Here is a 23164-nt window from a genome sequence, read left to right on the forward strand (position 1 = left end):
CGGGGAGCGACACGTCGGCCTAGGCTCGGTCCGTGTTCGAACTCCACCACCTGTCCGCGCAGGAACTCTGGGACTGGATCCGCCGCGGTGACACCACCGCCCGCGAGGTCACCGACCACTACCTCGCCCGCATCGAGCGGCTCGACCCGGAGCTCGGCGCGCTCGTGACCGTCACCGCCGAGGCCGCGCGTGCCCGGGCCGACCACCTCGGCGACCTGGTGCCGACGTCGCGACCGCTGTGGGGCCTCCCGTCCGGAGACAAGGACCTGACGGACCGGCGCGGCGTCCCCACCCGGTCCGGGACGCTCGCCCTGCCGGGTGACCCGGCGACGGTCGACCATCCGCTCGTCACCGCCCTGGACGACGCCGGGGCGATCAGCCTGGGCAAGACGGCGACGCCCGAGTTCGGCATGTCGTCCTCCTCCGAGACGCGCTTCGGCACCACCCGCAACCCGTACGACACCGCGCGTGCCCCGGGCGGGTCGTCGAGCGGCGCCGCCGTCGCCGTCGCGGCCGGGCTGCTGCCGGCGGCCGTCGGGTCGGACGGCGGAGGCTCGGTGCGGATCCCGGCCGCGGCCACCGGCCTGGTCGGACTCAAGCCGAGTCGTGGTCGGGTGCCGTCGATGCCCGGGCGTTCCGGGCTGGGCGGACTCGCTGTCGCCGGGCCGCTCACCCGGACCGTCGCCGACGCCGGGATGCTGCTCGACGCACTCGTGGCTCCGACCGGGGTGCCGGAGCGGCAGCCGTACGCGCTCGTGGCGCCCCACGTCGGCGAGGGGCCGTTCACCGCGGCCGCCGTCCGCGGTGAGGGGCGCTTCGTCGTCGGCCTGCTCGACGGCTCGCCGTGGGACGACTTCGTCGACGTGGTGGTCGACCCGGCCGCGCGGGAGGCCGTGGACACCGCCGTCCGTGTGCTCGGCGAGGTCGGGCACGGGGTCGAGGAGGTGGCGATGCCGCGCGTCCCGTACGCCGAGTCGTTCCAGGTGGCGTGGGAGTCCTCCGGCGCCGGCATCGCCCGGATCCCCGGCATCGACCTGCGCGCCCTGACGCCCCTCGTCGCCTGGCTGGTCGAGCGCGGTCGGGCCCTCACTGGCACGCAGGTGCTCGACGCGATGGCCGGGCTCGACGCGTTCTCGGTCGCCCTGATCCGCGCGTTCGACCGCTTCGACGCCGTCCTCAGCCCGACGCTCGCCATGACCCCGAGACCGCTCGGCTGGTACGGCGACGACCCGGAGGAGGACTTCCGTCGCCAGTGCGCGTACTCACCCTGGACGTCGATGGCGAACGTGTCGGGGTTGCCCGCGATCTCGTTGCCCGTCGGGGTCACGGGCGAGGGGCACCCGGACGGCGCGGGGCTGCCGATGGGCGTGCAGCTCATCGGGCGCCCGGGGGGTGAGCGGGTGCTCCTGGCGATCGGGGCGCAGCTCGAGCGCCGACTGCGCTGGCAGCGGCGGCACCCGGCTGGCTGGTAGCGCGGGCGCTGCTGCCGGAGGCGCGCTCCGGCCCGGCCGTCGAGTGGTCACGACTTGCCGCATGCTCTCCGCCGAGATGCCGCGATTGCGGCATCTCGCGCGTCGAGGTGCCGGTCTTCTGGAACCTCGACGGACCACACTCGTGCGCCTCCCACGCGCCTCCCACGCGCCTACGGCAGCGTCGGCGCGGCCGCGACCAGGGCCCGGGTGACCTCGTGCGTCGGCGCGTCGAGCAGGGACACCGGGCCGTGCTCCACTATCCGCCCCGCCGACATCACCGCGACGGTGTCGCACAGGCGCTGCACGACCCCGATGTCGTGCGAGACGAGCACGAGTGTCGCCCCGAGGTCGTCCACGAACGAGCGGAACAGGTCGATCACGCGGGCACGGACCACCACGTCGAGGGCGCTCATCGGCTCGTCCCCGAACAGGATCCGCGGTCGGTGCACCACCGCCCGGGCGATCGCGATCCGCTGGCGCTGCCCGCCGGAGAACTCGTGCGGGTACCGGTCGGCGGCGTCGGCGGGCAGGTCCACCCGTTCCAGGACCGCCGCGACCATCGCGCGGTGGTCGCCGGCGACACGGAGTGCCCGGAGCGGTTCGGTTACGATCGCACCGACGCGCATCCGCGGGTCGAGCGAGGCGACCGGGTCCTGGAACACGATGCCGGTCTCGCGCCGGAACCAGCGCGAGGACGCGGCCGATGCCCGCGCGTCCACAGGGCGGCCAGAAGCGTGGACCGTGCCGGTGGTGGGGGCCTCCAGCCCGGCGAGGAGGCGGACGAGCGTCGACTTGCCGGACCCGGACTCACCGACGATCCCGAGCCGTGCGCCGGACGGGACGATGAGGTCGACGCCGTCCAAGGCGGTGCGGACCGCGCCGGGCTCGAAGGGGCCACGTCGGGGAAGCCGGTACGTGCGGCTGAGGTCCGCGCCGGCGAGGGCCGGAGCGGCGGTGTCGGGCTCCGTCACGAGGTCCTCCTGGCGGTGGCGCGGGCTGCCTCGACGAGCGCGAGTGTGGCGGGGTGCCCGGGCGTGGCGAGCAGGTCGGCGACGCGGCCGTGCTCGACGACACGTCCGGCCTCCAGGACGACCGCCGTGTCCGCGATCCGCGACAGAACCGCCAGGTCGTGCGTCACGAACAGCATCCCCGTCCCCCTGGAGGCCGTGAGCGACTCGAACAGGTCGAGGATCCGCGCCTGCGTGGTCACGTCGAGGGCCGTGGTCGGCTCGTCGGTGACGAGGAACGCGGGCTCGCCCGCCATCGCCATCGCGATGCAGATCCGCTGCCGCTGCCCGCCGGACAGCTGGTGCGGGTACTGCCGGAGCAGCAGTTCCGGGTCGGGCAGACCGACGTCCCGGGCGAGTCCGACGGCGGCCTCGGCGGCGGCGCGCCGGTCGAGACCCCGGTGCAGCCGGAGCGGCTCGACGATCTGCCTGCCGACGCGCCGGAGCGGGTCGAGGGCGGTCCCCGGCTCCTGGAACACCATCCCGATCGCCGCGCCGCGGGTGCGTGCACGCTCGCGGTCGGGCAGGCCGACGAGCTCCCGTCCGTCCAGGCGGATGCTGCCGGTGACGGTCGCACCGGCGGGTTCCAGGCCCATCAGGGCGAGTGAGGTCATCGACTTGCCCGACCCGGACGCGCCGATCACGCCGACGCGACGGCCAGGAGGCACGGTGAACGTCACGTCGTCGAGCACCGTCCGCCCCGCGATCCGGACCGTCAGGCCGCGGACCTCGAGGCCGGTCGTCGCCGTTCCGGTGCTCATGCGATGCCCTCCGTTCCGCTGACCGTGCCGGTCGTGCCGCGGGTGTCGGGTGTGTCGGGCGTGCCCACTGCGGTGCCGGGTGCGGGAGCCGCGTCCGGCCCCCGCCGACTTGTCGTCAGCCGAGGGTCGGTGGCGTCCCGGACCGCGTCGCCGAGCAGGGACAGCGCCATCACCACGAGCGCGATCGCCGCACCCGGCCAGGTCGCACTCCACGGGTGCACCCCGATGTACGTCTGCAGGTCGGACAGCAGGCGCCCCCAGGACGCCGTGCCCGCGTCGGCGCCGTAGCCGAGGTAGGACAGCCCGGCCTCGGCGAGGACCGCGGTCGCCATCGCGAGCGACAGCTGCACGGTGAACAGCGGCGCCGCGTTCGGCACCAGGTGGCGGAACAGCACACCGAGCGGGCCGACCCCGGACGCGCGGGCTGCGACGACGTAGTCGCTCCGGGCGATGCGCCGGATCTCGCCGCGGGCGACCCGGGCGATGGTGACGCCGAACGCCAGCCCGACGGACACCACGACGACGCCGAGCGACCCGCCGTACACGGCGGTGAGGAGCATCGCGGTGAGGAGGGTGGGGAAGGCGACCAGGACGTCGAGGAGCACCGCCGTGGCCTCGCGGACCCAGCGGGCGGTGAGGGAGCCGATCGCGGTGAGGACGATGCCGACGACGCTGGCGATGACCCCGGCGCCGACCGCGACGAGGAGCGTGGTCCGGGTGCCGGCGAGCAGGTAGCTGGCGATGTCGCGGCCGACCCCGTCGGTGCCGAACCAGTGCGCGGCGCTCGGGCGCTCCCACTGGTGGAACGGGTCGGTGCGGAACGGGTCCTCGGGCGTCCAGACGAGCGACACCGCGGCCAGGACGACGAGCAGCCCGAGGACGACGACGGCGAACAGTCCGGTCGGGGTCCGGAGCAGCCGGCCGAGCGCGCTCACGACGAGGCCTCGCGCTGCCTCGGGTCGAGCACGCGGTGCAGCACGTCGACGGCGAACCCGACCAGCAGCACGAGACCGGTGAGCACGAGGAGCTCGGACTGCACCTTCGTGATGTCGCGCCGGCCGACGTCGGTGACGAGCATGCGGCCGACCCCGGGCAGCGAGAACAGCTGCTCGACGACGACGGCTCCGACCAGCAGCCCGGCGATCTGCACACCGAGAACGGCGAGCACGGTCAGCGCGACGCTCGGCAGGCCGTGGCGGAGGAGCGCCCGGTTCTTCGTCAAGCCGACGGCCGCCGCGGTGCGGACGTGGTCGGCGTCGAGGACGGACAGCGTCGCGGACCGGGTGAAGCGGAGGATGACGGCTCCCTCGACCGCGCCGATGGTCAGCGCGGGCAGGACGAGCGCCGCGAACGCCCGGCCCGGCGTGTCCCAGCCGTCGAGCGGGAAGCCCTGCACGGGCAGCCAGTGCAGCGTCACGGCGAACAGGGCGACGAGCAGCATGCCGGCCCAGACGACCGGGATCGCGGCGACGGCCTGCGCGACGGCGGAGATGACCGCGCCGCCGGGTCGGCGCCGGAGCACCGCGGCGAGGACGCCGAGCGGGACGCCGATCACCAGCGCTGCCGCGAGGGACATGCCGGCGAGCGGCAGCGTCACCGCGAGCTTCTGCGCGATCTCCGGAGCGACCGGGCCACGGGTGACCAGCGAGTCGCCGAGGTCACCGCGGAACAGGCCGCCGATCCAGTCGAGGTACTGCAGCACAACGGGCCGGTCGAGCCCGAGCTGCTCGCGGAGCGCGGCGACCTGGGCGGGCGTCGCCTCGGCGCCCGCGACGACCTGCGCGACGTCACCGGGGAGCACGCGGAGCGTCGCGAAGACGATCAGGCTCGCCACGAGCAGTCCGACGGCGAGCAGGAGCACCCGCCCGACGAGGAATCGGGTCACGACTCCGATGCTACGAGACGGCGAGGTCCGCCAGGTCCAAGCGAGTCGTGGTGCTGTCGAACGGGAAGCCGGTGACCCCGTCGCGGACCGCCGTCGTGGTGGTCGCCGTGTAGAGCCACTCGGCTGCGGCGTCCTCGCTGACGATCTTCGCCGCCTGCTGCAGGGCGCGCACCTTCTCGGCCTGGTCGGTGGTCACCAGCGAGGCCGCGTAGAGCCGCTGGACCTCCGGGTTGTCGTACCCGAAGTAGTAGTCCGGGTTCGCCCAGTTGCCGAAGTCCCGCGCCTCGGTGTGGTTCACCATGCTGAGGTCGAAGTCCTTCTTCTCGAACACCGAATCGAGCCAAGTCGCGAAGTCGACGCGCTGCACCTTGAGCGTGATGCCGACCTCAGCGAGCTCGGAGGTCAGGACATCGCCGATCGCCGTGGGGTACACGTTGGCGTAGGTCAGGGTGAGCGTCGGCTTCGTGACGCCGGCCTGCCGCAGGAGCTTCTTCGCCGCGGCGGGGTCGTACGCGTCGATGTCGGTCAGGTCCTGGTAGCCGGGGTCGAGCGCGGGGATCGGGCCGCCCTGCTCCACGCCGCCGCCGCCGATGGCCTTGATCACGGCTTTCGGGTCGATGGCCTGCCGGATCGCCCTGCGGACGCGGACGTCGTCGAAGGGTGCCTTCTGGTCGTTGAACGCGAGCGTGTACTTGTCGGTCGTCTTGCCGGTGTGCAGTGTGACGCCGGAGGTGTCCTGCAGCTGGCTCTTCAGTGTGCCGTCGACCGCGGTCTCGACGTCGAGGTCCCCGCCGGCCATCGCGTTGACGGCCGTCGACGGGTCGGTGATGTACCGGAAGACGACCTTCGCCACCTTCGCCTTCGCTCCCCAGTAGTCCGGGTTCCGGCGGAAGGTGAGCGAGTCGCCCTGCTTCCAGCTGGCGACCTCGAACGGCCCGGTGCCGTTGGCGGTCTTCGTCCGGTCGTTGTCGGCCGCCTGCTCGAGGACCAGGCCCGCGCGGCCGGTGAGGTTCCAGAGCAGGTCCGAGTCCGGCTTCGAGAGGGTCAGTGTGACGGTGTCGTCCCCGGTGGCGGCCACGGTCTCCACCGCGGCGAGGTCGTCCGCGTCGACGTACGACTCGTGCGCCTTGACGTCCTCGAACGACCAGACGACGTCCTTCGCGGTGACCGGCTCGCCGTCCTGGAAGGTCGCACCGTCGCGCAGCGTGAACGTGTAGGTCAGGCCGTCGTCGGACACCTCGTGCGAGGACGCCAGCACGTCGCGGACCTTCCCGTCCGCGGTCCGTCCGACGAGCCCCTGGTAGACGTTGTCGATGAGCACCTGATCGAGCGCGTTGCCGGACTGGGTGCGGATGTCGAGGCTGGTCGGTTCGAGCACCAGGCCGACCCGGACCGTCCCGTCGGCGCCGCCCCGGGTGTCGTCGGAGCCGCCGGAGCAGCCGGTCAGGGCGACCGAGGTCGCGACGGCGAGGGCTGCCGCGGCCAGGGCGGTGCGGTGGAGCGGACGCATGCTGGGTTCCTTCCCGGAGCCAGACCCACGAGGGCCGGGACGAGGGCGGCGCGACGACGGTCGTCAGCGACGCTCGCACGAGGCTACCGGGCGGCCGGGCACCGGCGGTGTCAGGTCTCGGACGAAGTCTCGGGGGGTTCTTCGACGCCATCCAACAAGCCGTGAGCCGTCGCCCATTCCCGGATCGCGTCCGCGAGGGCGAGCGGCGCCTGCGTCTGCACGGAATGCCGCGACTCCACCGTCACGATCGTGGCGTCCGGCAGCCGCTGGGCGAACGCCTGGTGCAGCTTGGGGGAGACGTACCCCCGGTCGCCGCGGACGAGCAGCAGCGGGACGTCGAGCTGCTCGAGGTCCGGCCACGCGTCCGCGAACCGCCCGACGGACGACGTGCGACCGCCGAGGTGCGGGAAGTGGTGCCGCCGCACGAGTCGTCCGTCCGCGCCGACCCGGGTGGAGTGCCGCGCTTCGCGGAGGAGCGTCGCTTCGTCCCCACCGACGCGGGCCGCCATCGCCCGTTCGACGACCTCGTCGAGGCTCGCGAACGGCTCCTCGGACTCCAGCGCCCGGGCGATCCGGTCGACGGCCCGCTGCGCGAAGTCCGGCGACATGTCGACGAGCACGAGACCGGTGACCCGCTCGGGTGCGAGGGCGGCGAGCCGCGCGGACAGGATCGCGCCGAGTGAGTGGCCGACGACCAGCCCGGGCGGCACGTCCAGGGTGTCCAGGGCGGCGAGGACGGTCGGCGCCGTTGCGGTCGCCGCGTAGTCCGCGTCCTCCCGCCAGGCCGAGCGGCCGTGCCCGGGCAGGTCGAGCGCGACGGCCGGCTGGTCGATCGCGACCGCGGTCTGATCGAAGCTGTGTGCGTCGATGCCGAGCCCGTGCAGGTAGGTGATCCGCGCCTCCCGTCCGACTGCCGGCGGGCTGGTGCGCGACCAGCGGATCGCGGAGACCGCCCCACCGTCGTCGGTCGGGACCTCCTGACGGGAGGCGCGGAGCGGCTCGGTCACGCCGCTCGCAGCTGCCAGGGCGGGGACGTCGGCGAATTCGTCATCGTGCTCGGACACCCGACCAGTGTCGCAGTGCCTCGCGCCCTTTCTTCGTTAGGTTAGGCATGCCATACTCGAGGTGTGGCAGCCCGGTACCGTGTCTTCTCCGTCCGTGTGGCCGCCGTCACGTCGCTCACCCCGCACTTCGTCCGGGTGACGCTGACGGGTGACGAGCTCGCTGACTTCTCCGCCGTCGGTCTCGACCAGCGCATCAAGGTGCTCCTGCCGCTCGAGGGCCACGGGTTCTCGGACCTGCCCGAGGGCCAGGACTGGTTCGCCGCGTGGCGTGCCCTGCCGGACGCGACCCGGAACCCGATCCGCACCTACACGGTCCGCTCGTTCCGGCCCGACGCCCACGAGCTCGACATCGACTTCGTCGCCCACGGGGACGCCGGCCCCGCATCGCGGTGGGTGTCCGCGTGCCGCGTCGGTGACGAACTGCGGATCGTCGGGCCGAGCGTCCCGGAATCGCCGGCCGACCTGCCGTCCGGCGCTGCCGAGTTCTCGCCCGGGTCCGCGAACCGGATCCTGCTCGCCGGGGACGAGACCGCCGCGCCCGCGATCTGCGCCATCCTCGAAGCCCTCGACGTCAGCGCCGTCGGACACGTCTTCATCGAGGTCCCGACCGACGCCGACCGGCTGCCGGTGACGGCGCCCGCCGGGGTCGAGGTCCGCTGGATCGCCCGCAACGGCGCCTCGCACGGGGCCCGGATGACGGACCACGTGCACGCCTGGGCCTCGACCGTGGCACCGGACCCGCTCGTCGCCGACCGACGCGCTGCGGCCACGGCCGAACTCGTCGACGTGGACGTCGACGAGCAGGTGCTCTGGGACGTCCCGCGTGAGGACGACGACCTGCCCGTGTACGCCTGGATCGCGGGGGAGGCCGGCTGCGTCAAGGAGCTCCGTCGTCACCTCGTGCGGAGCATCGGCCTGGACCGGAAGCAGGTCGCGTTCATGGGGTACTGGCGGCACGGCAAGGCGGAGTGTTGAGTCCTGCCGGTCGTCCGGCGACCGTCCTCACGCCGGAGGCACCGGTCACCGCGCTCGGAGCCCGGGGTCTCCGGCTCGGGTACGACGACCGGGTCGTCGTGCAGGACCTCGACGTGGACGTCCCGGACGGCGAACTGACCGTCATCGTCGGGCCGAACGCGTGCGGCAAGTCGACGCTGCTCAAGGCCCTGGCCCGGACGCTCAAGCCCTCGGCCGGCACCGTGTACCTGGACGGTCGGCCGATCACGTCGTACCGCCCGAAGGCCGTCGCCCGGCGGGTCGCGATGCTGCCGCAGACGCCGATCGCCCCGGACGGCATCACCGCGCGGGACCTCGTGGCGCGCGGACGGTTCCCCCACCAGGACCTGCTGCACCCCTCCAGCGGGACCGATCGACAGGTCGTGCAGGCGGCCCTGGCGCAGACCGACATCCTGGGGCTCGCCGACCGTGGCGTCGACGAACTCTCCGGCGGGCAGCGGCAGCGGGTGTGGATCGCGATGGTGCTCGCGCAGCAGACCGACATCGTGCTGCTCGACGAGCCGACGACGTTCCTCGACATCGCGCACCAGTACGACGTGCTCGAACTGGCGTCCACGCTGCACGCCGCCGGGCGCACGGTCGTCGCGGTGCTGCACGACCTCAACCAGGCGGCCCGCTACGCCACGCACATGATCGCGATGCGGGACGGCGTGATCGTCGCGCAGGGGACGCCGGAGTCCGTCGTCACCGAGGAACTCGTCGCGGACGTCTTCGGGCTGCCGTGCGTGGTCGTGCCGGATCCGGAGACCGGGACGCCGCTGGTCGTCCCGCGCCGCTCGCGCTGAGTCGGGTTGACGCGTGCGTCGGGCCGGGCCGCCGCGTGCGCTGAGCCGGGCTGCCGGGCTGCCGGGCTGCCGTGCGTCGGGCCCGGCTGCCGCGCGCGCTGACCCGGGCTGCCGCGTGCGCTGAGCCGGGCCGCCGCGTGCGCTGAGCCGGGCCGCCGCGTGCGCTGAGACGGGCTGCCGCGCCCGGCTCGGGTCCGTCGAGTGGTCCCACATCGTCGTTCTCAGCGCCGCGGAACGACCGAACGTGACCGAACGGCGGATCCGTTGTCGTGACCGTTCGGCGCGAGGACGATGCCCGGTTGTCCTCTGCCGGGCGCTCGATCGGATCGGCGGCGCAGAACGGCGCCGCACAACGGAAACCGGCTCGAACCGGGGGATCCCGTGGTTCGAGCCGGTTGCTGTTGTGCGTGGCCGGGCGGCGCCGGGCTCCGGGGGCCGGGCGCCGGGCGCCGGGCGCCAGGCGGCGCCAGCCGAGCCGGGTGCCGAGCGCGGGCAACGCGGGTCAGCGGTAGCCGCCGTCCTCCAACCCGGCCTCGACCTCGAAGCGGTTGCGGAGCGGGTCCCGCCCGGAGATCCCGTAGAGGAGGGGCATGAGCATGCCGTAGCGGCGCCACTGGTCGACGTGCACACGCTCGTGCCGCAGGACCCGGTCGCCGTCGTTGTCCCGCGTCAGGTAGACCGAGCCGACGCAGGTCCCACCGCGCCGGAAGACCCAGCGCGGCAGTCCCCGGCAGACGATCAAGCCGTCGACGACCCGCACGGGTCCGGACGACAGCGGCAACCCGATCGCCAGGCCCACGGCGGTCGCGAAGAGCCATCCCGCGCGGGACACCGGCGAGTCGACGAACGGGTTCCGCATCGGCTACTCGGGGCGGCCGTAGGTCTCGAGCAGGCGCAGCCAGATCTCGTTCATGGTCGGGTACGCCGGGACCGCGTGCCAGAGCCGGTCGACCGGGACCTCGCCCACGACCGCGAAGGTGGCGGCGTGCAGCATCTCGGCGACGTCCTGCCCGACGAAGGTGACCCCGACGACGACCCCGCGGGACTCGTCGACGACCATCTTCGCCCGGCCGGTGTACCCGTCCGCCTGCAGTGCCGAGCCGGCGACGCTGCCCAGGTCGTACTCGACCGCGCGGACGTCGATGCCCTGCTGACGCGCCTGCTCCTCGGTGAGGCCGACGCTCGCGACCTCGGGGTCGGTGAAGGTGACCTGCGGGACCGCGGCGTGGTCCGCGGTGGCGACGTGCGCGCCCCACGGCTCGGCGTGCACCGGACGGCCCTGGACCCGTGCCGCGATGACCTCGCCGGCTGCGCGGGCCTGGTACTTGCCCTGGTGGGTGAGGAGCGCTCGGTGGTTGACGTCGCCGACGGCGTACAGCCAGTCGGTGCCGGTGACGAGCATGGTGTCGTCGACGTCGAGCCACTCGCCGTCGGTCAGCCCGACGGAGGAGAGCCCGAGGTGCTCGGTGCCGGGCGCGCGGCCGGTCGCGGCGAGGACCTCGCTCGTGACGAGGGTCGTGCCGTCGTCGAAGGTGGTGGTGACCAGCCCGTGCTCGTCGCGGTCGACGCGGGTCGGGTTCACACCGGTGCGGACGTCGATGCCCAGCTCCCGCATGCCGTCGGCGACGAGTTCGCCCGCGAAGGGCTCCATGCCGCCGAGGAGACCGTGGCGGGCGGCCAGCGTCACCTTCGCGCCGAGGGCTGCCCAGGCGGTCGCCAGCTCGGAACCGGCGACGCCGCCACCGATGACGAGCAGGCTCTCCGGGACCTCCTGCACACTGGTGCCCTCCCGCGTGCCCCACGGCTTCGCCTCGGCCAGACCCGGGACCGGCGGCAGGGTGTGCACCGAACCGGTGACCAGGGCGACGGCGTGTGCGGTGTACGTGGTGCCGTCGACCTCGATGGTCTTCTCGCCGGTGATCACGGCACGGCCCCGGATCAGTGCGATGTCGGCGGACTCGAGCCACTGCACCTGCGATGCGTCGTCCCAGTTGCTCGTGAACGAGTTGCGGCGTGCGAGCACGGCGGCCGCGTCGACGTCACCGGTCACGGCTTCCGCCGCGCCAGCCACGCGCTTGGCGGCGGCGACCGCGTGGCTGCTGCGGAGCAGTGCCTTGGACGGCATGCAGGCCCAGTAGGAGCACTCACCGCCGACGAGTTCGGCTTCCACCACGGCGACCGTCAGGCCGCGCTTGTGGGCGTAGTCCGCCACGTTCTCGCCGACAGCGCCGGCTCCGATCACGATGAGGTCGTAGTCCGTCATGTGGCCGAGCGTAGCCTTCGCCGGGCGGTCATCGGCCGGGAGCGGTGCGCCCGGTGGAGAACCGGACCCGACGGGTGCGTCAGGCCGCGCGCGCCGCGGTGGTCAGGGCGCCGACGACCCGCAGGATCACGCCCAGGTCCTCGACGGCACGGCTCGGGTCGACCGGGGCGAACCCGGTCAGGGCTGCTCCGACGAGCCGTCGTCCGTCCGCGGCCGCCTGGACCAGGGCGACGAGGGCTGCGCCGTCGATGCCGAAGGGGACCGGTTCGAGCAGCCCGTCGACCTGCGAGGGGTCGAGGACGTCGAGGTCGACGTGCACGAACACGCTGCCGGCACCGGTGCGCTCGACCGCGGCACGGACGGTGTCCGGGGTCGCCGCGTCCACGTCGAGGTGGGTGATCCCGGCCCGGTCCAGAGCGGCCGCCTCGGCGGGCTCGGTGCCGCGCGTGCCCGCGACCACCACCGACGACGCCGGGACGACCGGCAGGTCCGGGAACAGATCCGACGGCCTGTCGACCAGGAGGCGCAGCGCGGCCGTCTCGGCCGCGACCGGCTGGGCGCGGTTCAACGCCCGGAACCCGCTCGACCCGGAGAGGCGCACCACGGCCGTGTCCGCCCCGACCAGGACGGAGGCGCCGAGCACGCTGGACCCGTCGCCGCCGATCACGAGGACGGCTTCGGTGGCGACAGCCGCCTCCGCGGCGACGGAGCCGGAGACCGTGAGCACCGAGGTGTACCGCGCGACCGCGGTGTCGAGGCGGTCGCCGGCACCGGTCGGCACGTCGATCGTGGTGGTCGCCGTGCGGGGGAGGTCCGCTGCGACGGCGGCTGCTCCATCCGCGAGCCGCATGGCGCGCGACGACGCCGAACCCTGCCACTGACCGACCACGATGAAGCGCATCCTGTCAGTCTGTCAGGCGGGTCCGACGTCGTCCGGAGCAGTCGTCGTGCGTGTGCCGGCCCGTCGGGGTCAGACCGTCGGGCCGCCGGACTTCAGGGCGGCGAGACGGGCTTCGACCTCGGCGTCACGGCCGACGTCCTCGAGGCTCTCGAACTGTGCGTCGAGACTGGAGGCCTGCAGCTCCTGCTGACCGATGACCTTCGCCTCTTCACGGCGGACCTTCTCCTCGAAGCGGGCCAGGTCACTCGTCGGGTCGGTGATGTCGATGTTGCCCAGGGCGTCGTTGACCTTCGACTGCGCCTCGGCGGTCTTGGCACGGGCGACGAGGGTGTTCCGCTTCGACCGGAGCTCCTCGAGCTTCTGCTCCATGCCGGCGAGACCCTGCTTGAGCTTCTCGACCTGCTCGTTCTGCGTGGCGAGTGGTGCGGCGTTGTCCTGAACCTCTTGTTCAGCGGCGATCTGCTTGCCGATCGCGATCTTCGCGAGGTTGTCGAACTTGTCGGCATCCGAGGCCTTGCCCTCGGCGCGGTACCGGTCGGCAGCGGCGGAGGCGTTCGCGGCCTTCTGACCCCACTCCTGCGCGGCGCGGACGTCCTCCTCGTTGTCCTGCTCGAGCAGGCGGAGGTTCCCGATCGTCTGCGCGATGGCGCTCTTGGCGTCCGCGATGTTGTTCGAGTAGTCGCGGACGAGCTGGTCGAGCATCAGCTGCGGGTCCTCGGCGTTGTCGATCAGCTGGTTGATGTTCGCCCGGACGAGTGTGGAGATGCGGCCGAAGATGGACTGCTTTGCCATTGCTGGTTCCCTTTCGTGGATGGACTGCTGGTTGGTCGAGAGGTCTGGTCAGAACCGGCCGCCGCCGGAGAAGCCGCCGCCCCCGCCGCCGCCACCACCGAAGCCGCCGCCGCCGAAGCCGCCGCCGCCGCCGAAGCTGCCGCCACCGTAGCTGCCGCCACGCCCGCCGAGCAGACCGCCGAGGACGATGCCGGTGACGAGTCCGCCGAGCTGTGCGCCACCGCGGCCGCCACCCATGCCCCCGCCGGCACCGGGCCATCCGCCCATGTCGTTGTTCGCCTCGTCGACGGCCGCGGCCGCGTACTGCTCGGCCGCACGGGCCGCCTGCAGCGCACGCTGTGGGTCGGTCACAGCGAGGTCGAGGGCGTCGTCGAGCGCGCGTTCGGCCTCGGACAGACGGGTGCGCGCGGTCGAGCCGACACCACCGCGGTGCACGGTGACGTACTGGCGGGCCTGGGTGATCCGGCTCCGGGCGTCCCGCAGTGCGGCGTCGAGGGCCTGGGTCGCGCGGCGGTGCTGCTCCTCGGCGGTGCGGGCGCTGGCGAGGGCCGCGTCGATGTCGGTGTTCGCCTTGGTCAGTGCGTCGACGGCGCCGACCGGGTCGCGGGGGTCGACGTCGGCGCGGAGGACCCGCTGCGCCCGCGCCACGGCGGCGGCCAGGTCTGCACCACCGGTGGTGAGGGTGCCGGCGGCGGCGAGGTCCCCCTCGATGTCGGCGCGCATGGCCTCGGCGCGGCTCGCGGCGTCGGCGAAGGTGGTCTCGGCCGCGGTCACGGCACCGGTGAGCTGCTGCACCTGAGCCAGTGCGTGCTGGCCGTCGCGGACGGCGACGACCGCTCCGCCACGGTCACCGGCGGCGAGGGCCGTCCGGGCTGCGGCGGCGCGCTCGTCGGCGTACCGCAGGACCTCGCCTGCCTGGTCGACGTTGTCGGCCACGGTCGCGAGGGTCCGGCCGGTGTAGGCGCTCCGGACGCGCTCGAGAGCGGCACGGGCTGCGTCGATGGCGGCGGGAGCCGCGGTGAGCGACGTCGTGAGTTCGGCGGAGGCGGTGTCCACCGTCTCCTCGAGCGCCCGGAGCTGGTCGAACGCCTCGGTCTGGGACTCGATCGCCGCGTGGGCCTGCTCGCACGTCGCGATGATCTGGTTCGACCAGTCGACGCGCTGCTGGGCGCTGTCCGGGACCTCGTCGTCGAGCTGCTGTTGGAGGGCGAAGGCCTTGCGGACCTCGCGTCTGGCGATCGCGACGGTGTCGGCGAACGGCTTCGCGGCGTCGTCGCCGAACTGGGCCGCGGCGAACCCGACCTCCTGCTCGGCGGTGCGGATCTCGTCGTCGATCGTAACGAGGGCGCCACCGGCTCGGCGTTCGAGCTCGGCGAGGGTCTGCTCCTGCTGCTCGCGTGCCGCGGCCGTGCGGCGCCTGGTGCGGGTACGGATCACCAGGACCGCGACGACGGCGGCGAGCACGGCGAGGCCGAGCAGGATCCACAGCCAGGTCAGGTCGGCGGGCTGCTGGCTCTGCTGGAGTCCGGCGGCGAACGCGGTCGCGGCGGCGGCCCACTGCCCCTGCTTCAGCCGGGGGAGCAGGTCCGAGTCGACCGCGGTCTCGACGTCGCCGGAGCTGATGGCGGTCTCGTTCGTCTGCTGGACGTCGTAGTTCCGCTCGTCGACCGCGACGGACAGCAGGATGCCGTCCGTCTCGATCTGGTTCCGCTGCAGCGTCGCCGCGCCCCATGCCGTGTGGTCGGTCGGGTCGGTGAACGACGGGACGAAGACCACGTAGAGCTGCGTCTGCGTGTCCTGGTAGAGCTCCTGCACGGCCTGCTCGACGTCGGCCTGCTGCGCGTCGGTCAGTGCGCCGGCGTCGTCGACGACGTAGGCGCTGCCGATGTCGACCGGTGCCGTGGCCTGCGCTCCCGCTGCGGGGAGCACGACGAGCGCCACCGCGGCCACCGCCGAGACGATCCCCGACAGCAGCCGCGTCACCCTCGCCGAACCGGGGTCCGTCCTGCTTCCGACCGCGCGCATCCGTCCTCTTTCCGTGGTCCTGTCGACCTGGTCCGTGGCCGTCGCCCGGAGTCTATCCAGGCACCCGCTGGACCGGCCCGGGCTGTGGACAACTCGGTCAGGAGGCGTCGACCTGTACCCCGTCTCGCCTCCGTGGCTCCGAGCCGGATGCGGACGATCCGGGAGGCGTGTCCCCCGAAACGGGGTATGGTGAGTCCACGTCAACGAGGAAGGGGTCCAGCAATGGAGCGAGCGACCACCGCAGAAGTCGTCCCACTGGAGGACGGGTACCACCGCGTGTCGACACCGCTGAGCGGTGTGATCGGGTTCGTCCGCGAGAGCGACGGCCGGTACGAGGTCCTCCGTGGCCGCGTCCGCCAGGCCACCCGGTCCGAAGGCAAGTACGCGACGATGAACGTCGCACTCATCGCCCTCACGCACGCCTGAAGGGCTCCGTGTCGGACGGTGTCGTCGTCCGCGTCCTGACCGGACGTGGGACACGCGCCGCCGACCGGGAGGCCCTGGTCGCGTTCGTCGCGGACGTCACCGACACCGCCGAGGCGCTGGTGCGTGTCGTGCGTCGGTGCGCGCACTGTGGGGCGGCCGACCACGGCCGTCCGGCAGCCGTCGTGGACGGTCACGACATCCGCGTGAGCCTGTCGCGGACGACGGGCGTCCTCGCACTGGCCGCCGTCCCGAGCACGACGAGCCCCGACACGATCGTCCCGAGCGGGATCGGCGTCGACGTCGAACGCCCCTCCCGCGTCACCGCCGCCGAGCTCGACGCCTTCACGCCGGGGGAGCGTCAGCGGGCCGAACGGTCCGGGTCCGCCGCCGTCCACCTCACCGCGTGCTGGGCCGTGAAGGAGGCCGTCTTGAAACAGGACGGTCGGGGCCTCCGCGTCGACCCGACCGAGGTCGACGCGGTGCTCGGGTGCATCACGCCCGAGCCCAGCGGGCACACCGCCCGCTTCGACGGCCTCGTGCAGCCGGTGACGGTCCTCCGGCTCGACGACGACCTCGTGCTCGCCGTCGCGGCAGGCAGCGCTCCGGTCACGGTCCAGGACCGACGCGTCGGGCTGGTCACCGACCGAGAGAATGCCCATCGAGTGGTGGCGCTCAGCGCCCGGGAACGACCCCGGCCATCAGGCGGCGGCGGCGTTCGCTGAGGAGCGACACTCCTCCGGCGGCCGTCCCGCGACTGACTCCGCGGCGATGCCGCGGAGGCGCGCGAGGCGATCGTGGGTAGCGGTGAGGTCCTCGATCTGGCGTCGGATGCGATCGCTCTCCTCGTCGAAGTGGTCGAGCATCGTCGACGTGGCGACCCCGGTGTCGAGGAAGGGCAGGAGTTCGATGATCCGGCGGCTCGGCATGCCCGCTGCGTAGAGCATCTGCATGAAGCGCACACGCGTGACGTCGGACTCGCGGTACTCCCGGTGTCCTCCTGCGGTCCGCTCGGACGCGAGGAGGCCTTGTTCCTCGTAGTACCGCAGCGACCGCACGCTGACGCCGGCCTGTTCCGCGAGTGCACCGATCCGCATCCTCGACTCCCGGGCTTGATCCTCACGCTGATGTCAGGTTCTACCGTAGCGGCATGAACATCTCTGGAGCCACTGCCCTCGTCACCGGCGCGAACCGCGGGATCGGACGCCACCTCGCCGCCCAGCTGGTCGCACGCGGGGCCACGGTGTACGCCACCGCCCGCCGGCCTGAACTCATCGACCTCGAGGGCGTCGAGCCGCTCGCCCTCGACATCACCTCCCCGGCGTCCGTCGCAGCCGCCGCCGCTGTCGCGACCGACGTCGACCTGTTGATCAACAACGCCGGGATCGCCACCACGGCGACCCTGCTGGGTGATCTGGACGCGGCGCACGCCGACATGGACACGAACGTCTGGGGCACCCTGTCCGTGATCCGGGCGTTCGCACCCGTCCTGTCCGCGAACGGTGGTGGGAGCATCGTGAACATCGCCTCGGGCGCCTCCTGGCTGGCCATGCCGGGCGCCTCCGCCTACGCGGTGTCGAAGGCTGCCCTGTGGAACATGGGCAACGCGTTGCGCCACGAGCTGGCCGGACAGGGGACATCGGTGATGTCCGTGCACCTCGGCATCGCCGACACGGACATGGCGGCGGGAGTCCCGCTGGCCAAGACCGACCCGGCGGACGTGGCGCGCGCGACCCTCGACGGGGTGGAGCGCGGCGTGTTCGAGGTCGTGGTGGACGAGCAGACGGCGTTGGTCAAGCAGATGCTCGCCCGTGACCCCGAGGAGTTGTACGCGGTCCTGGCCCGGATGCTCGCGGGGGAGACGCGGCCCCGCGACTAGGGCAGCTCCGGCACCCCGGGCTCGTCGATCCACGGCCCGATGGCGAGCAGCACGTCTCCGGGCGTCCTGTCGGCCGCCGCGGCGAACGCCCCGACGACGTCGGTCGTCGCGACCGTTCCGTGGCGGTGCCGTTCGGTGATGGTCCGGAGCCCGGCGGTGAAGGCCTGGTCACCGATCGTCCGACGGAGGGCGTGCAGGGCGATCGCCCCTCGCTTGTAGACGCGGTCGTCGAACATGTCCCGAGCGCCCGGGTCGGTGACCACCAGGTCCTGCGGCTGGTCGAGCAGGCCGGCCCGGTGCTCGGCGGCGAGCACGTCCGCCGAGGCATCGCCGCGGTGCTCGGACCAGAGCCACTCGGCGTAGCAGGCGAAGCCCTCGTGCAGCCAGATGTCCCGCCACTGCCCGAGGGTGACCGAGTTCCCGAACCACTGGTGGGCGAGTTCGTGGGCGATCAGCCGGTCGGTCCCGTGTTCGCCGTCGACGTGGTTCCGGCCGAAGACGGCCAGGCCGTGTGCCTCGAGCGGGATCTCGAGCTCGTCGTCGGTGACCACGACGCCGTACTCCGCGAACGGGTACGGGCCGAAGCGGTCGGTGAACAGGGCGATCATGTCCGGCACCCGGCCGAAGTCGGTCTTCACCGCCGCGGTCAGGTCGGCCGGGTGGTGCAGCGTGACCGGGACGTCGCCGCCGCGGATCGTCGTCGTGCGGTAGCGGCCGATCTGCACCGTGGCGAGGTACGACGCCATCGGCTCGGTGACGGCGAAGGTCCACCGGCTGCCGCGTGCGGTGCGGTCACGGCCGAGCAGTGCCCCGTTCGCGACGACGTCGTACCCGGCTTCGCAGGTGAGCTCGATCCGGTAGGTCGCCTTGTCGTCGGGCCGGTCGTTGCAGGGGAACCACGACGGCGCACCGATCGGCTGGCTGGCGACGATCACGCCGTCGGTCAGCTCCTCCCACCCGAGCGTGCCCCAGGGGCTCCGGAGCGGTCGGGGTGCGCCGCGGTAGCGGACGTGCACGGTGAACTCGGCTCCGGCGGCGATCGGCGTCGCGGGCGTGACGGTCGTCTTGTGGGTGCCGACGGAGACCTTCTTCGCGCGGACACCGTCGACGTCGACCCGGTCGACGGACAGCCCGTGCAGGTCGAGCAGGACCCGGTCGAGCGCTTCGTTCGCCACCGCCGTGAGGGTCGCGGTCGCGTCCAGGCGGTTCGTGGCGACGCGGTAGTCGAGGTGCAGGTCGTGGTGGCGGCTCGACCAGCGTCGGTCGCCGCTGTGCGGGGTGTACGGGTCGGCGGCGGGGTCGGTCTGCTTCACGGTGCCGGTCAGTCTGTCACGGCCCCGGGGGCGTCACGCCACGGCGGGCGTCCCCACGGCGCGATCGGGTTGCCGGCCCAGAGCGTCCCGGCGGGGACCTGCTCGCCGCGCATGACGAGGCTCGCCGGTCCGACGGTCGCACCCGCGCCGATGCCGGCGGCGGGCAGGACGACGCCGTGGGGGCCGAGCGTCGACCCCGCGTCGAGGGTGACGGCGTCGAGCTGCATGACGCGGTCGTGGAACAGGTGGGTCTGGACGACGGTGCCGCGGGCGACCGTCGCGCCGTCGCCGATCGTGACGAGGTCCGCCTCGGGCAGCCAGTACGTCTCGCACCACACGCCGCGGCCGATCGTCGCGCCGAGACTCCGCAGCCAGACGGACAGGGCGGGCGTGCCGATGGCCTGCTCGGCGAACCAGGGACGGGCGACGGTCTCGACGAAGGTGTCCTGCACCTCGTTGCGCCAGACGAACGAAGACCACAGCGGGTGCTCGGTCGCGGTGATCCGACCGACGAAGGCCCACTTCGCCAGGGTCGACACGGCCGCGGCCACCGCTCCGGCGACGATGAGCACCGGGCCGGCGAGCAGCACCGTCCACCCGATGCCGACGGTGCTCCAGGACGCCAGGAGCGTCAACGCGACGCCGAGGGCGATGGCGGCGGACACCATCGGGGCGAGCAGACGCAGCAGCTCCCACGCGCCGCGGGCGACCTTGAGGCGGGTCGGCGGCCGGAAGGTGCGCTCCTCGTCGAACTGCGCGGCGGCCCGGCGCAGGCGGACCGGCGGGCTGCCGAGCCAGGACGACCCGCGCTTGGCCTTCTTCGGCACGGCCGAGAGCACCGCGACGAGTGCCTCGCGGGGGACCGAGCGACCGGCACCGGTCATGCCCGAGTTGCCGAGGAACGCCCGACGTCCGACCTTCGAGCGGCCGATCTTCACCCGTCCACCGCCGAGTTCGTACGTGGCGACCATCGTGTCGTCGGCCAGGAACGCACCCGAAGCGATCTGCGTCAGCGCGGGGATGAGCAGCACGGTGGAGATCTCGGTGTCCCGACCGACCTGCGCACCGAGCAGCCGGAGCCACAGCGGCGTGACGAGGCTCGCGTACAGCGGGAACAGCAGCGTCCGGGCGGCGTCGAGGATCCGCTCGATGCTCCACACCTGCCAACCGGTCCGGGAACGCACCGGGTGTCGTCCCTCGACCAGTCCGAGTCCGAGGAGCCGGACCGCGGCGACGACGAGCCCCGCGTACACGACGCCGGCGACGACCGTGCCGAGCGGGACGGCGACCAAGGCCGGACCCACCACGGCGCCGAGCGAGTCCGGACGCCCGACCACCGCGGCGACGACGGCGAGCCCGGCGGCGACCCCGACCACGGGGAGCCCGGCGACGGCGACGGAGCCGACCCCGTACGCGAGCAGCCAACGCTTCGGGGAGGCGGGGCGCGCCTCCCGGCCGTGACGTGCCGAGCCGACGCGTCCGGCGGGAGAACCAGCCCACCGTTCGCCGTCGGGGACGGGCCCGGCGACGGCGGAACCGGCCTCGACCTCGGCGCCGTCACCGACGTGGGCGCCGGGCATCAGCGTCGAGCGGCTGTGCACGACCGCGTCCGCTCCGATGTGCACCCGGCCGAGCCGGAAGACGTCGCCGTCCACCCAGTGCCCGGCGAGGTCCACCTCGGGTTCGACCGAGGCCCGCTTGCCGATCGTGAGCATGCCGGTCACGGGCGGCAGCGTGTGCAGGTCGACGCCGCGACCGACGGTCGCGCCGAGTGCGCGGGCGTAGTAGCTGATCCACGGCGCGCCCGCCGTGGAGGGACCGTCCACCGCCTCGGCGATCCGCTCGGCGAGCCAGACCCGCACGTGCACCGACCCACCACGGGGATGGTCGCCCGGACGGACGCCGGCCAGCAGCAGACGGGCCGCGACGACCGTGAGCGTCATCTTGCCCGCGGGGCTGACGAACAGCAGGAGACCGACCACGAGCGCCGGCCAGGGCAGCACGGGTAGGAACGGCATGGTCGTGGCGTGCAGGACCTGTGCGACCAGCGCCGTCCAGCTGAGCAGCCGCAGTCCGCGGAGCACCTGGAGCGGCAGCCCGAGGAGGGTCAGCAGCGCACCGGTCGCGGGCGGGACCGGCACGACGTCACGGCGGACCGCGGCGACCGGACCGGACTCGTCCAGCGCGTCCGCCAGTGCACCGATGCGGGGATGGTCGTACACGTCGGCGACGGTCGTCGTCGGGTACCGCTCGCGGATCGCGGAGACCAGCTGCGCAGCGGTCAACGAGCCGCCACCGTGCGCGAAGAAATCGTCGTCGACGTCCGCGACGGGCACGCCGAGGATCGCGGACCACCGTTCGGCGATCCACGCGACGGTCGGCGGCAGGTCGGTGCCGGTCACACCCTCGAGCGGCCAGGGGAGGGCCGCCCGGTCGACCTTGCCCGACGTGCGCGTCGGCAGGACGGCGACCACGGCCAGGAGCGGCACGAGCGCGGCGGGCAGCTCCTGTCGCAGTCGCTCGTTCGCCGCGGCCGTGTCGATGGACGTGCCGGCGACCGGGGCCACGTACCCGACGAGCACCTGGTTGCCGGCGGGGGTCCGCTGCACCACGGCAGCACCACCCGCGACTCCGTCGAGCGCCTGGAGCGCGGCGTCGATCTCGCCGAGTTCGATGCGCCGCCCACCGAGCTTCACCTGGTCGTCCGCACGACCCTGGAAGACGAGCCCCTCCGGGTCGTAGCGGACCAGGTCGCCGGACCGGTACGCCCGCGCCCACCCGAGGGTCGGGAACGGCGCGTACTTCTCCGCGTCCTTCGCCGGGTCGAGGTAACGGCCGAGCCCGACACCCCCGATGACGAGCTCACCCACCTGCCCCGGCGCGACCCGCTGCCCCTCGGCGTCCACGACGGCCAGGTCCCACCCGTCGAGCGGCAGCCCGATCCGGATCGGGGTGCTGCCGTCGAGCAGGGCCCCGCACGCGACGACCGTGGCCTCGGTCGGTCCGTAGGTGTTCCAGACCTCCCGGTCCCGCGACGCGATGCGGGCGGCGAGCTCGGGCGGGCACGCCTCACCGCCGAAGACCACCAGACGCACGGACTCCAACGCGTCGTCCGGCCACAGCGCCGCGAGCGTCGGGACCGTCGACACGACGGTGATCCCGTGCGCGATGAGCCACGGCCCGAGGTCCACACCGCTCTTCACCAACGACCGGGGCGCCGGGACCAGGCAGGCGCCGTGCCCCCAGGCCAGCCACATCTCCTCACACGACGCGTCGAACGCGACACTGAGCCCGGCGAGCACCCGGTCCGCCGGACCGATCGGAGCGGCCTGCAGGAACATCCGCGCCTCGGCGTCGACGAACGCGGCAGCGGAGCGGTGGGTGACGGCGACGCCCTTCGGCACCCCCGTGGACCCGGAGGTGAAGATGACCCACGCGTCGTCGTCGGTGGTCGGGGGTTCGGCGCTCGCCGTGGGGTCGGTGACCGGCAGGGCTGCGCCGTCGCGGTCGCGGAGCACCCCGCCGGCCCCGATGACGCCGACGACACCGGCCTCACCGAAGACGAGGGTCGCGCGTTCCTCGGGGTCGTCGGCGTCGACGGGGACGTAGGCGGCACCGGCGGCGAGGACGGCGAGGATCGAGAGCGAGAGGTCGCGGCCGCCGGAGGGGATGCGGATGCCGACCCGGTCGCCGCGGCGGACGCCGTGCCGTGCCAGGTCGTCGGCGCCCTCGTGCACGAGGGCAACGAGCGCGCGGTAGTCGAGCGGCCCCTCGGGCGTCTCGAGGGCCAGGGCGTCAGGGTGCGTCGCGGCGGTGGCAGCGAGGACGTCGAGCAGGGTCCGGGCGGGTGCCGCGAGGCTGCCCCGGTCGAGTTCCCGCTGCGTGGAGTGCGTCACGCCGCGTGATACTAGGGCCCCGAGGTGTCCTCCTCGGAAACAGCGGTGACGCTCACACGTCGGAGTCGTCACGACGAGGCGCGTCCCTTGTCGGAGTCGTCACGACGAGGTGCGTGAACCTGTCGGAGTCACCACGACGAGGCGCGCCGACCCACCGGGGTCACCACGGGGGAT

General features: G+C 73.3%; 20 protein-coding genes. 6 read left to right on the forward strand and 14 right to left on the reverse strand.

The features are described from left to right. Positions 1-32 precede the first annotated feature (32 nt). Positions 33-1472 (forward strand): amidase, encoded by a 1440-nt coding sequence (locus tag DEI89_RS00665; RefSeq protein ID WP_110902112.1) that lies wholly within the window; start codon positions 33-35, stop codon positions 1470-1472. 170 nt (positions 1473-1642) lie between these two features. Here the strand turns inward: DEI89_RS00665 and DEI89_RS00670 are convergent, their stop codons facing one another. The 6 genes from DEI89_RS00670 to DEI89_RS00695 form a co-directional block, all read right to left on the reverse strand. Further along, a complete protein-coding gene (locus DEI89_RS00670) occupies positions 1643-2443 on the reverse strand; it encodes an ABC transporter ATP-binding protein (protein ID WP_110902113.1) in 801 nt (266 codons plus the stop codon). Continuing rightward, positions 2440-3240 carry an ABC transporter ATP-binding protein gene (locus DEI89_RS00675; RefSeq protein ID WP_110902114.1) on the reverse strand — a complete coding sequence of 267 codons (801 nt, stop codon included), beginning with the start codon at positions 3238-3240 and terminating at the stop codon, positions 2440-2442. The genes DEI89_RS00670 and DEI89_RS00675 overlap by 4 nt, the downstream gene beginning before the upstream one ends. After that, positions 3237-4175: an ABC transporter permease gene (locus tag DEI89_RS00680; protein ID WP_258368576.1), complete on the reverse strand. Its 939-nt coding sequence runs from the start codon at positions 4173-4175 to the stop codon at positions 3237-3239. The genes DEI89_RS00675 and DEI89_RS00680 overlap by 4 nt, the downstream gene beginning before the upstream one ends. Beyond that, positions 4172-5125, reverse strand: a complete 954-nt coding sequence (locus DEI89_RS00685) for an ABC transporter permease (RefSeq protein WP_110902115.1) — start codon at positions 5123-5125, stop codon at positions 4172-4174. The genes DEI89_RS00680 and DEI89_RS00685 overlap by 4 nt, the downstream gene beginning before the upstream one ends. Positions 5126-5135: 10 nt before the next feature. Further along, positions 5136-6635 (reverse strand): ABC transporter substrate-binding protein, encoded by a 1500-nt coding sequence (locus tag DEI89_RS00690; protein ID WP_110902116.1) that lies wholly within the window; start codon positions 6633-6635, stop codon positions 5136-5138. 110 nt (positions 6636-6745) lie between these two features. Continuing rightward, complete coding sequence (locus DEI89_RS00695) at positions 6746-7699, reverse strand: alpha/beta fold hydrolase (protein WP_110902117.1); 954 nt, start codon at positions 7697-7699, stop codon at positions 6746-6748. A 63-nt stretch (positions 7700-7762) separates the two neighbouring features. Here DEI89_RS00695 and DEI89_RS00700 point away from each other — a divergent pair, with 63 nt between their 5' ends. After that, positions 7763-8674 carry a siderophore-interacting protein gene (locus DEI89_RS00700; protein ID WP_110902118.1) on the forward strand — a complete coding sequence of 304 codons (912 nt, stop codon included), beginning with the start codon at positions 7763-7765 and terminating at the stop codon, positions 8672-8674. Then, complete coding sequence (locus DEI89_RS00705) at positions 8671-9498, forward strand: ABC transporter ATP-binding protein (protein ID WP_110902119.1); 828 nt, start codon at positions 8671-8673, stop codon at positions 9496-9498. Before DEI89_RS00700 ends, DEI89_RS00705 begins: the two co-directional genes overlap by 4 nt. 502 nt (positions 9499-10000) lie before the next feature. On the opposite strand, the gene DEI89_RS00710 is transcribed toward DEI89_RS00705, so the two are convergent. From DEI89_RS00710 to DEI89_RS00730, 5 genes are all read right to left on the reverse strand, one after another. Further along, the gene (locus DEI89_RS00710; protein WP_110902120.1) at positions 10001-10357 is read right to left on the reverse strand and encodes a Fe-S oxidoreductase; all 357 of its coding nucleotides are present in this window, start codon (positions 10355-10357) and stop codon (positions 10001-10003) included. 3 nt (positions 10358-10360) lie between these two features. Continuing rightward, positions 10361-11761 carry an NAD(P)/FAD-dependent oxidoreductase gene (locus DEI89_RS00715; RefSeq protein WP_110902121.1) on the reverse strand — a complete coding sequence of 467 codons (1401 nt, stop codon included), beginning with the start codon at positions 11759-11761 and terminating at the stop codon, positions 10361-10363. Positions 11762-11840: 79 nt separating this feature from the next. Further along, complete coding sequence (locus DEI89_RS00720; protein ID WP_110902122.1) at positions 11841-12662, reverse strand: arginase family protein; 822 nt, start codon at positions 12660-12662, stop codon at positions 11841-11843. A gap of 69 nt (positions 12663-12731) precedes the next feature. Continuing rightward, positions 12732-13454 carry a PspA/IM30 family protein gene (locus DEI89_RS00725; protein ID WP_110902123.1) on the reverse strand — a complete coding sequence of 241 codons (723 nt, stop codon included), beginning with the start codon at positions 13452-13454 and terminating at the stop codon, positions 12732-12734. Between the two features lie 48 nt (positions 13455-13502). Continuing rightward, entirely contained in the window at positions 13503-15479 is a 1977-nt protein-coding gene (locus tag DEI89_RS00730) for a TPM domain-containing protein (RefSeq protein ID WP_110902124.1), read from the reverse strand. A gap of 222 nt (positions 15480-15701) precedes the next feature. Between DEI89_RS00730 and DEI89_RS17515 the strand changes: the two genes are divergently transcribed. Both DEI89_RS17515 and DEI89_RS17520 read left to right on the forward strand, forming a co-directional pair. Continuing rightward, positions 15702-15905, forward strand: a complete 204-nt coding sequence (locus tag DEI89_RS17515; RefSeq protein ID WP_111043803.1) for a hypothetical protein — start codon at positions 15702-15704, stop codon at positions 15903-15905. An 8-nt stretch (positions 15906-15913) separates the two neighbouring features. Continuing rightward, positions 15914-16627, forward strand: a complete 714-nt coding sequence (locus DEI89_RS17520; protein ID WP_181421442.1) for a 4'-phosphopantetheinyl transferase superfamily protein — start codon at positions 15914-15916, stop codon at positions 16625-16627. On the opposite strand, the gene DEI89_RS00740 is transcribed toward DEI89_RS17520, so the two are convergent. Then, a complete protein-coding gene (locus tag DEI89_RS00740; RefSeq protein ID WP_110902126.1) occupies positions 16604-16999 on the reverse strand; it encodes a MerR family transcriptional regulator in 396 nt (131 codons plus the stop codon). The genes DEI89_RS17520 and DEI89_RS00740 overlap by 24 nt on opposite strands. A 53-nt stretch (positions 17000-17052) precedes the next feature. Here DEI89_RS00740 and DEI89_RS00745 point away from each other — a divergent pair, with 53 nt between their 5' ends. Beyond that, on the forward strand, positions 17053-17781 hold the full coding sequence (locus tag DEI89_RS00745) for an SDR family oxidoreductase (protein ID WP_110902127.1): 729 nt from the start codon (positions 17053-17055) through the stop codon (positions 17779-17781). Here the strand turns inward: DEI89_RS00745 and DEI89_RS00750 are convergent. Together DEI89_RS00750 and DEI89_RS00755 are read right to left on the reverse strand one after the other, a co-directional pair. After that, positions 17778-19094, reverse strand: coding sequence for a M1 family metallopeptidase (locus DEI89_RS00750; protein ID WP_258368578.1), 1317 nt, complete (start codon positions 19092-19094; stop codon positions 17778-17780). The genes DEI89_RS00745 and DEI89_RS00750 overlap by 4 nt on opposite strands. An 8-nt stretch (positions 19095-19102) precedes the next feature. Beyond that, entirely contained in the window at positions 19103-22990 is a 3888-nt protein-coding gene (locus DEI89_RS00755; RefSeq protein WP_110902129.1) for a Pls/PosA family non-ribosomal peptide synthetase, read from the reverse strand. Between the last annotated feature and the right edge of the window lie 174 nt (positions 22991-23164).

Source organism: Curtobacterium sp. MCBD17_030, assembly GCF_003224255.1.
Lineage (GTDB): Bacteria > Actinomycetota > Actinomycetes > Actinomycetales > Microbacteriaceae > Curtobacterium.

Bases quoted from the DNA above. Each gene is read 5' to 3' on its own strand.
- DEI89_RS00740 (WP_110902126.1), bottom strand. From the start codon at position 16,999: ATGCGGATCGGTGCACTCGCGGAACAGGCCGGCGTCAGCGTGCGGTCG.
- DEI89_RS00720 (WP_110902122.1), bottom strand. From the start codon at position 12,662: ATGCGCTTCATCGTGGTCGGTCAGTGGCAGGGTTCGGCGTCGTCGCGC.
- DEI89_RS00730 (WP_110902124.1), bottom strand. From the start codon at position 15,479: ATGCGCGCGGTCGGAAGCAGGACGGACCCCGGTTCGGCGAGGGTGACG.
- DEI89_RS17515 (WP_111043803.1), top strand. From the start codon at position 15,702: ATGGAGCGAGCGACCACCGCAGAAGTCGTCCCACTGGAGGACGGGTAC.
- DEI89_RS00675 (WP_110902114.1), bottom strand. From the start codon at position 3,240: ATGAGCACCGGAACGGCGACGACCGGCCTCGAGGTCCGCGGCCTGACG.
- DEI89_RS00725 (WP_110902123.1), bottom strand. From the start codon at position 13,454: ATGGCAAAGCAGTCCATCTTCGGCCGCATCTCCACACTCGTCCGGGCG.
- DEI89_RS00745 (WP_110902127.1), top strand. From the start codon at position 17,053: ATGAACATCTCTGGAGCCACTGCCCTCGTCACCGGCGCGAACCGCGGG.
- DEI89_RS00715 (WP_110902121.1), bottom strand. From the start codon at position 11,761: ATGACGGACTACGACCTCATCGTGATCGGAGCCGGCGCTGTCGGCGAG.
- DEI89_RS00690 (WP_110902116.1), bottom strand. From the start codon at position 6,635: ATGCGTCCGCTCCACCGCACCGCCCTGGCCGCGGCAGCCCTCGCCGTC.
- DEI89_RS00710 (WP_110902120.1), bottom strand. From the start codon at position 10,357: ATGCGGAACCCGTTCGTCGACTCGCCGGTGTCCCGCGCGGGATGGCTC.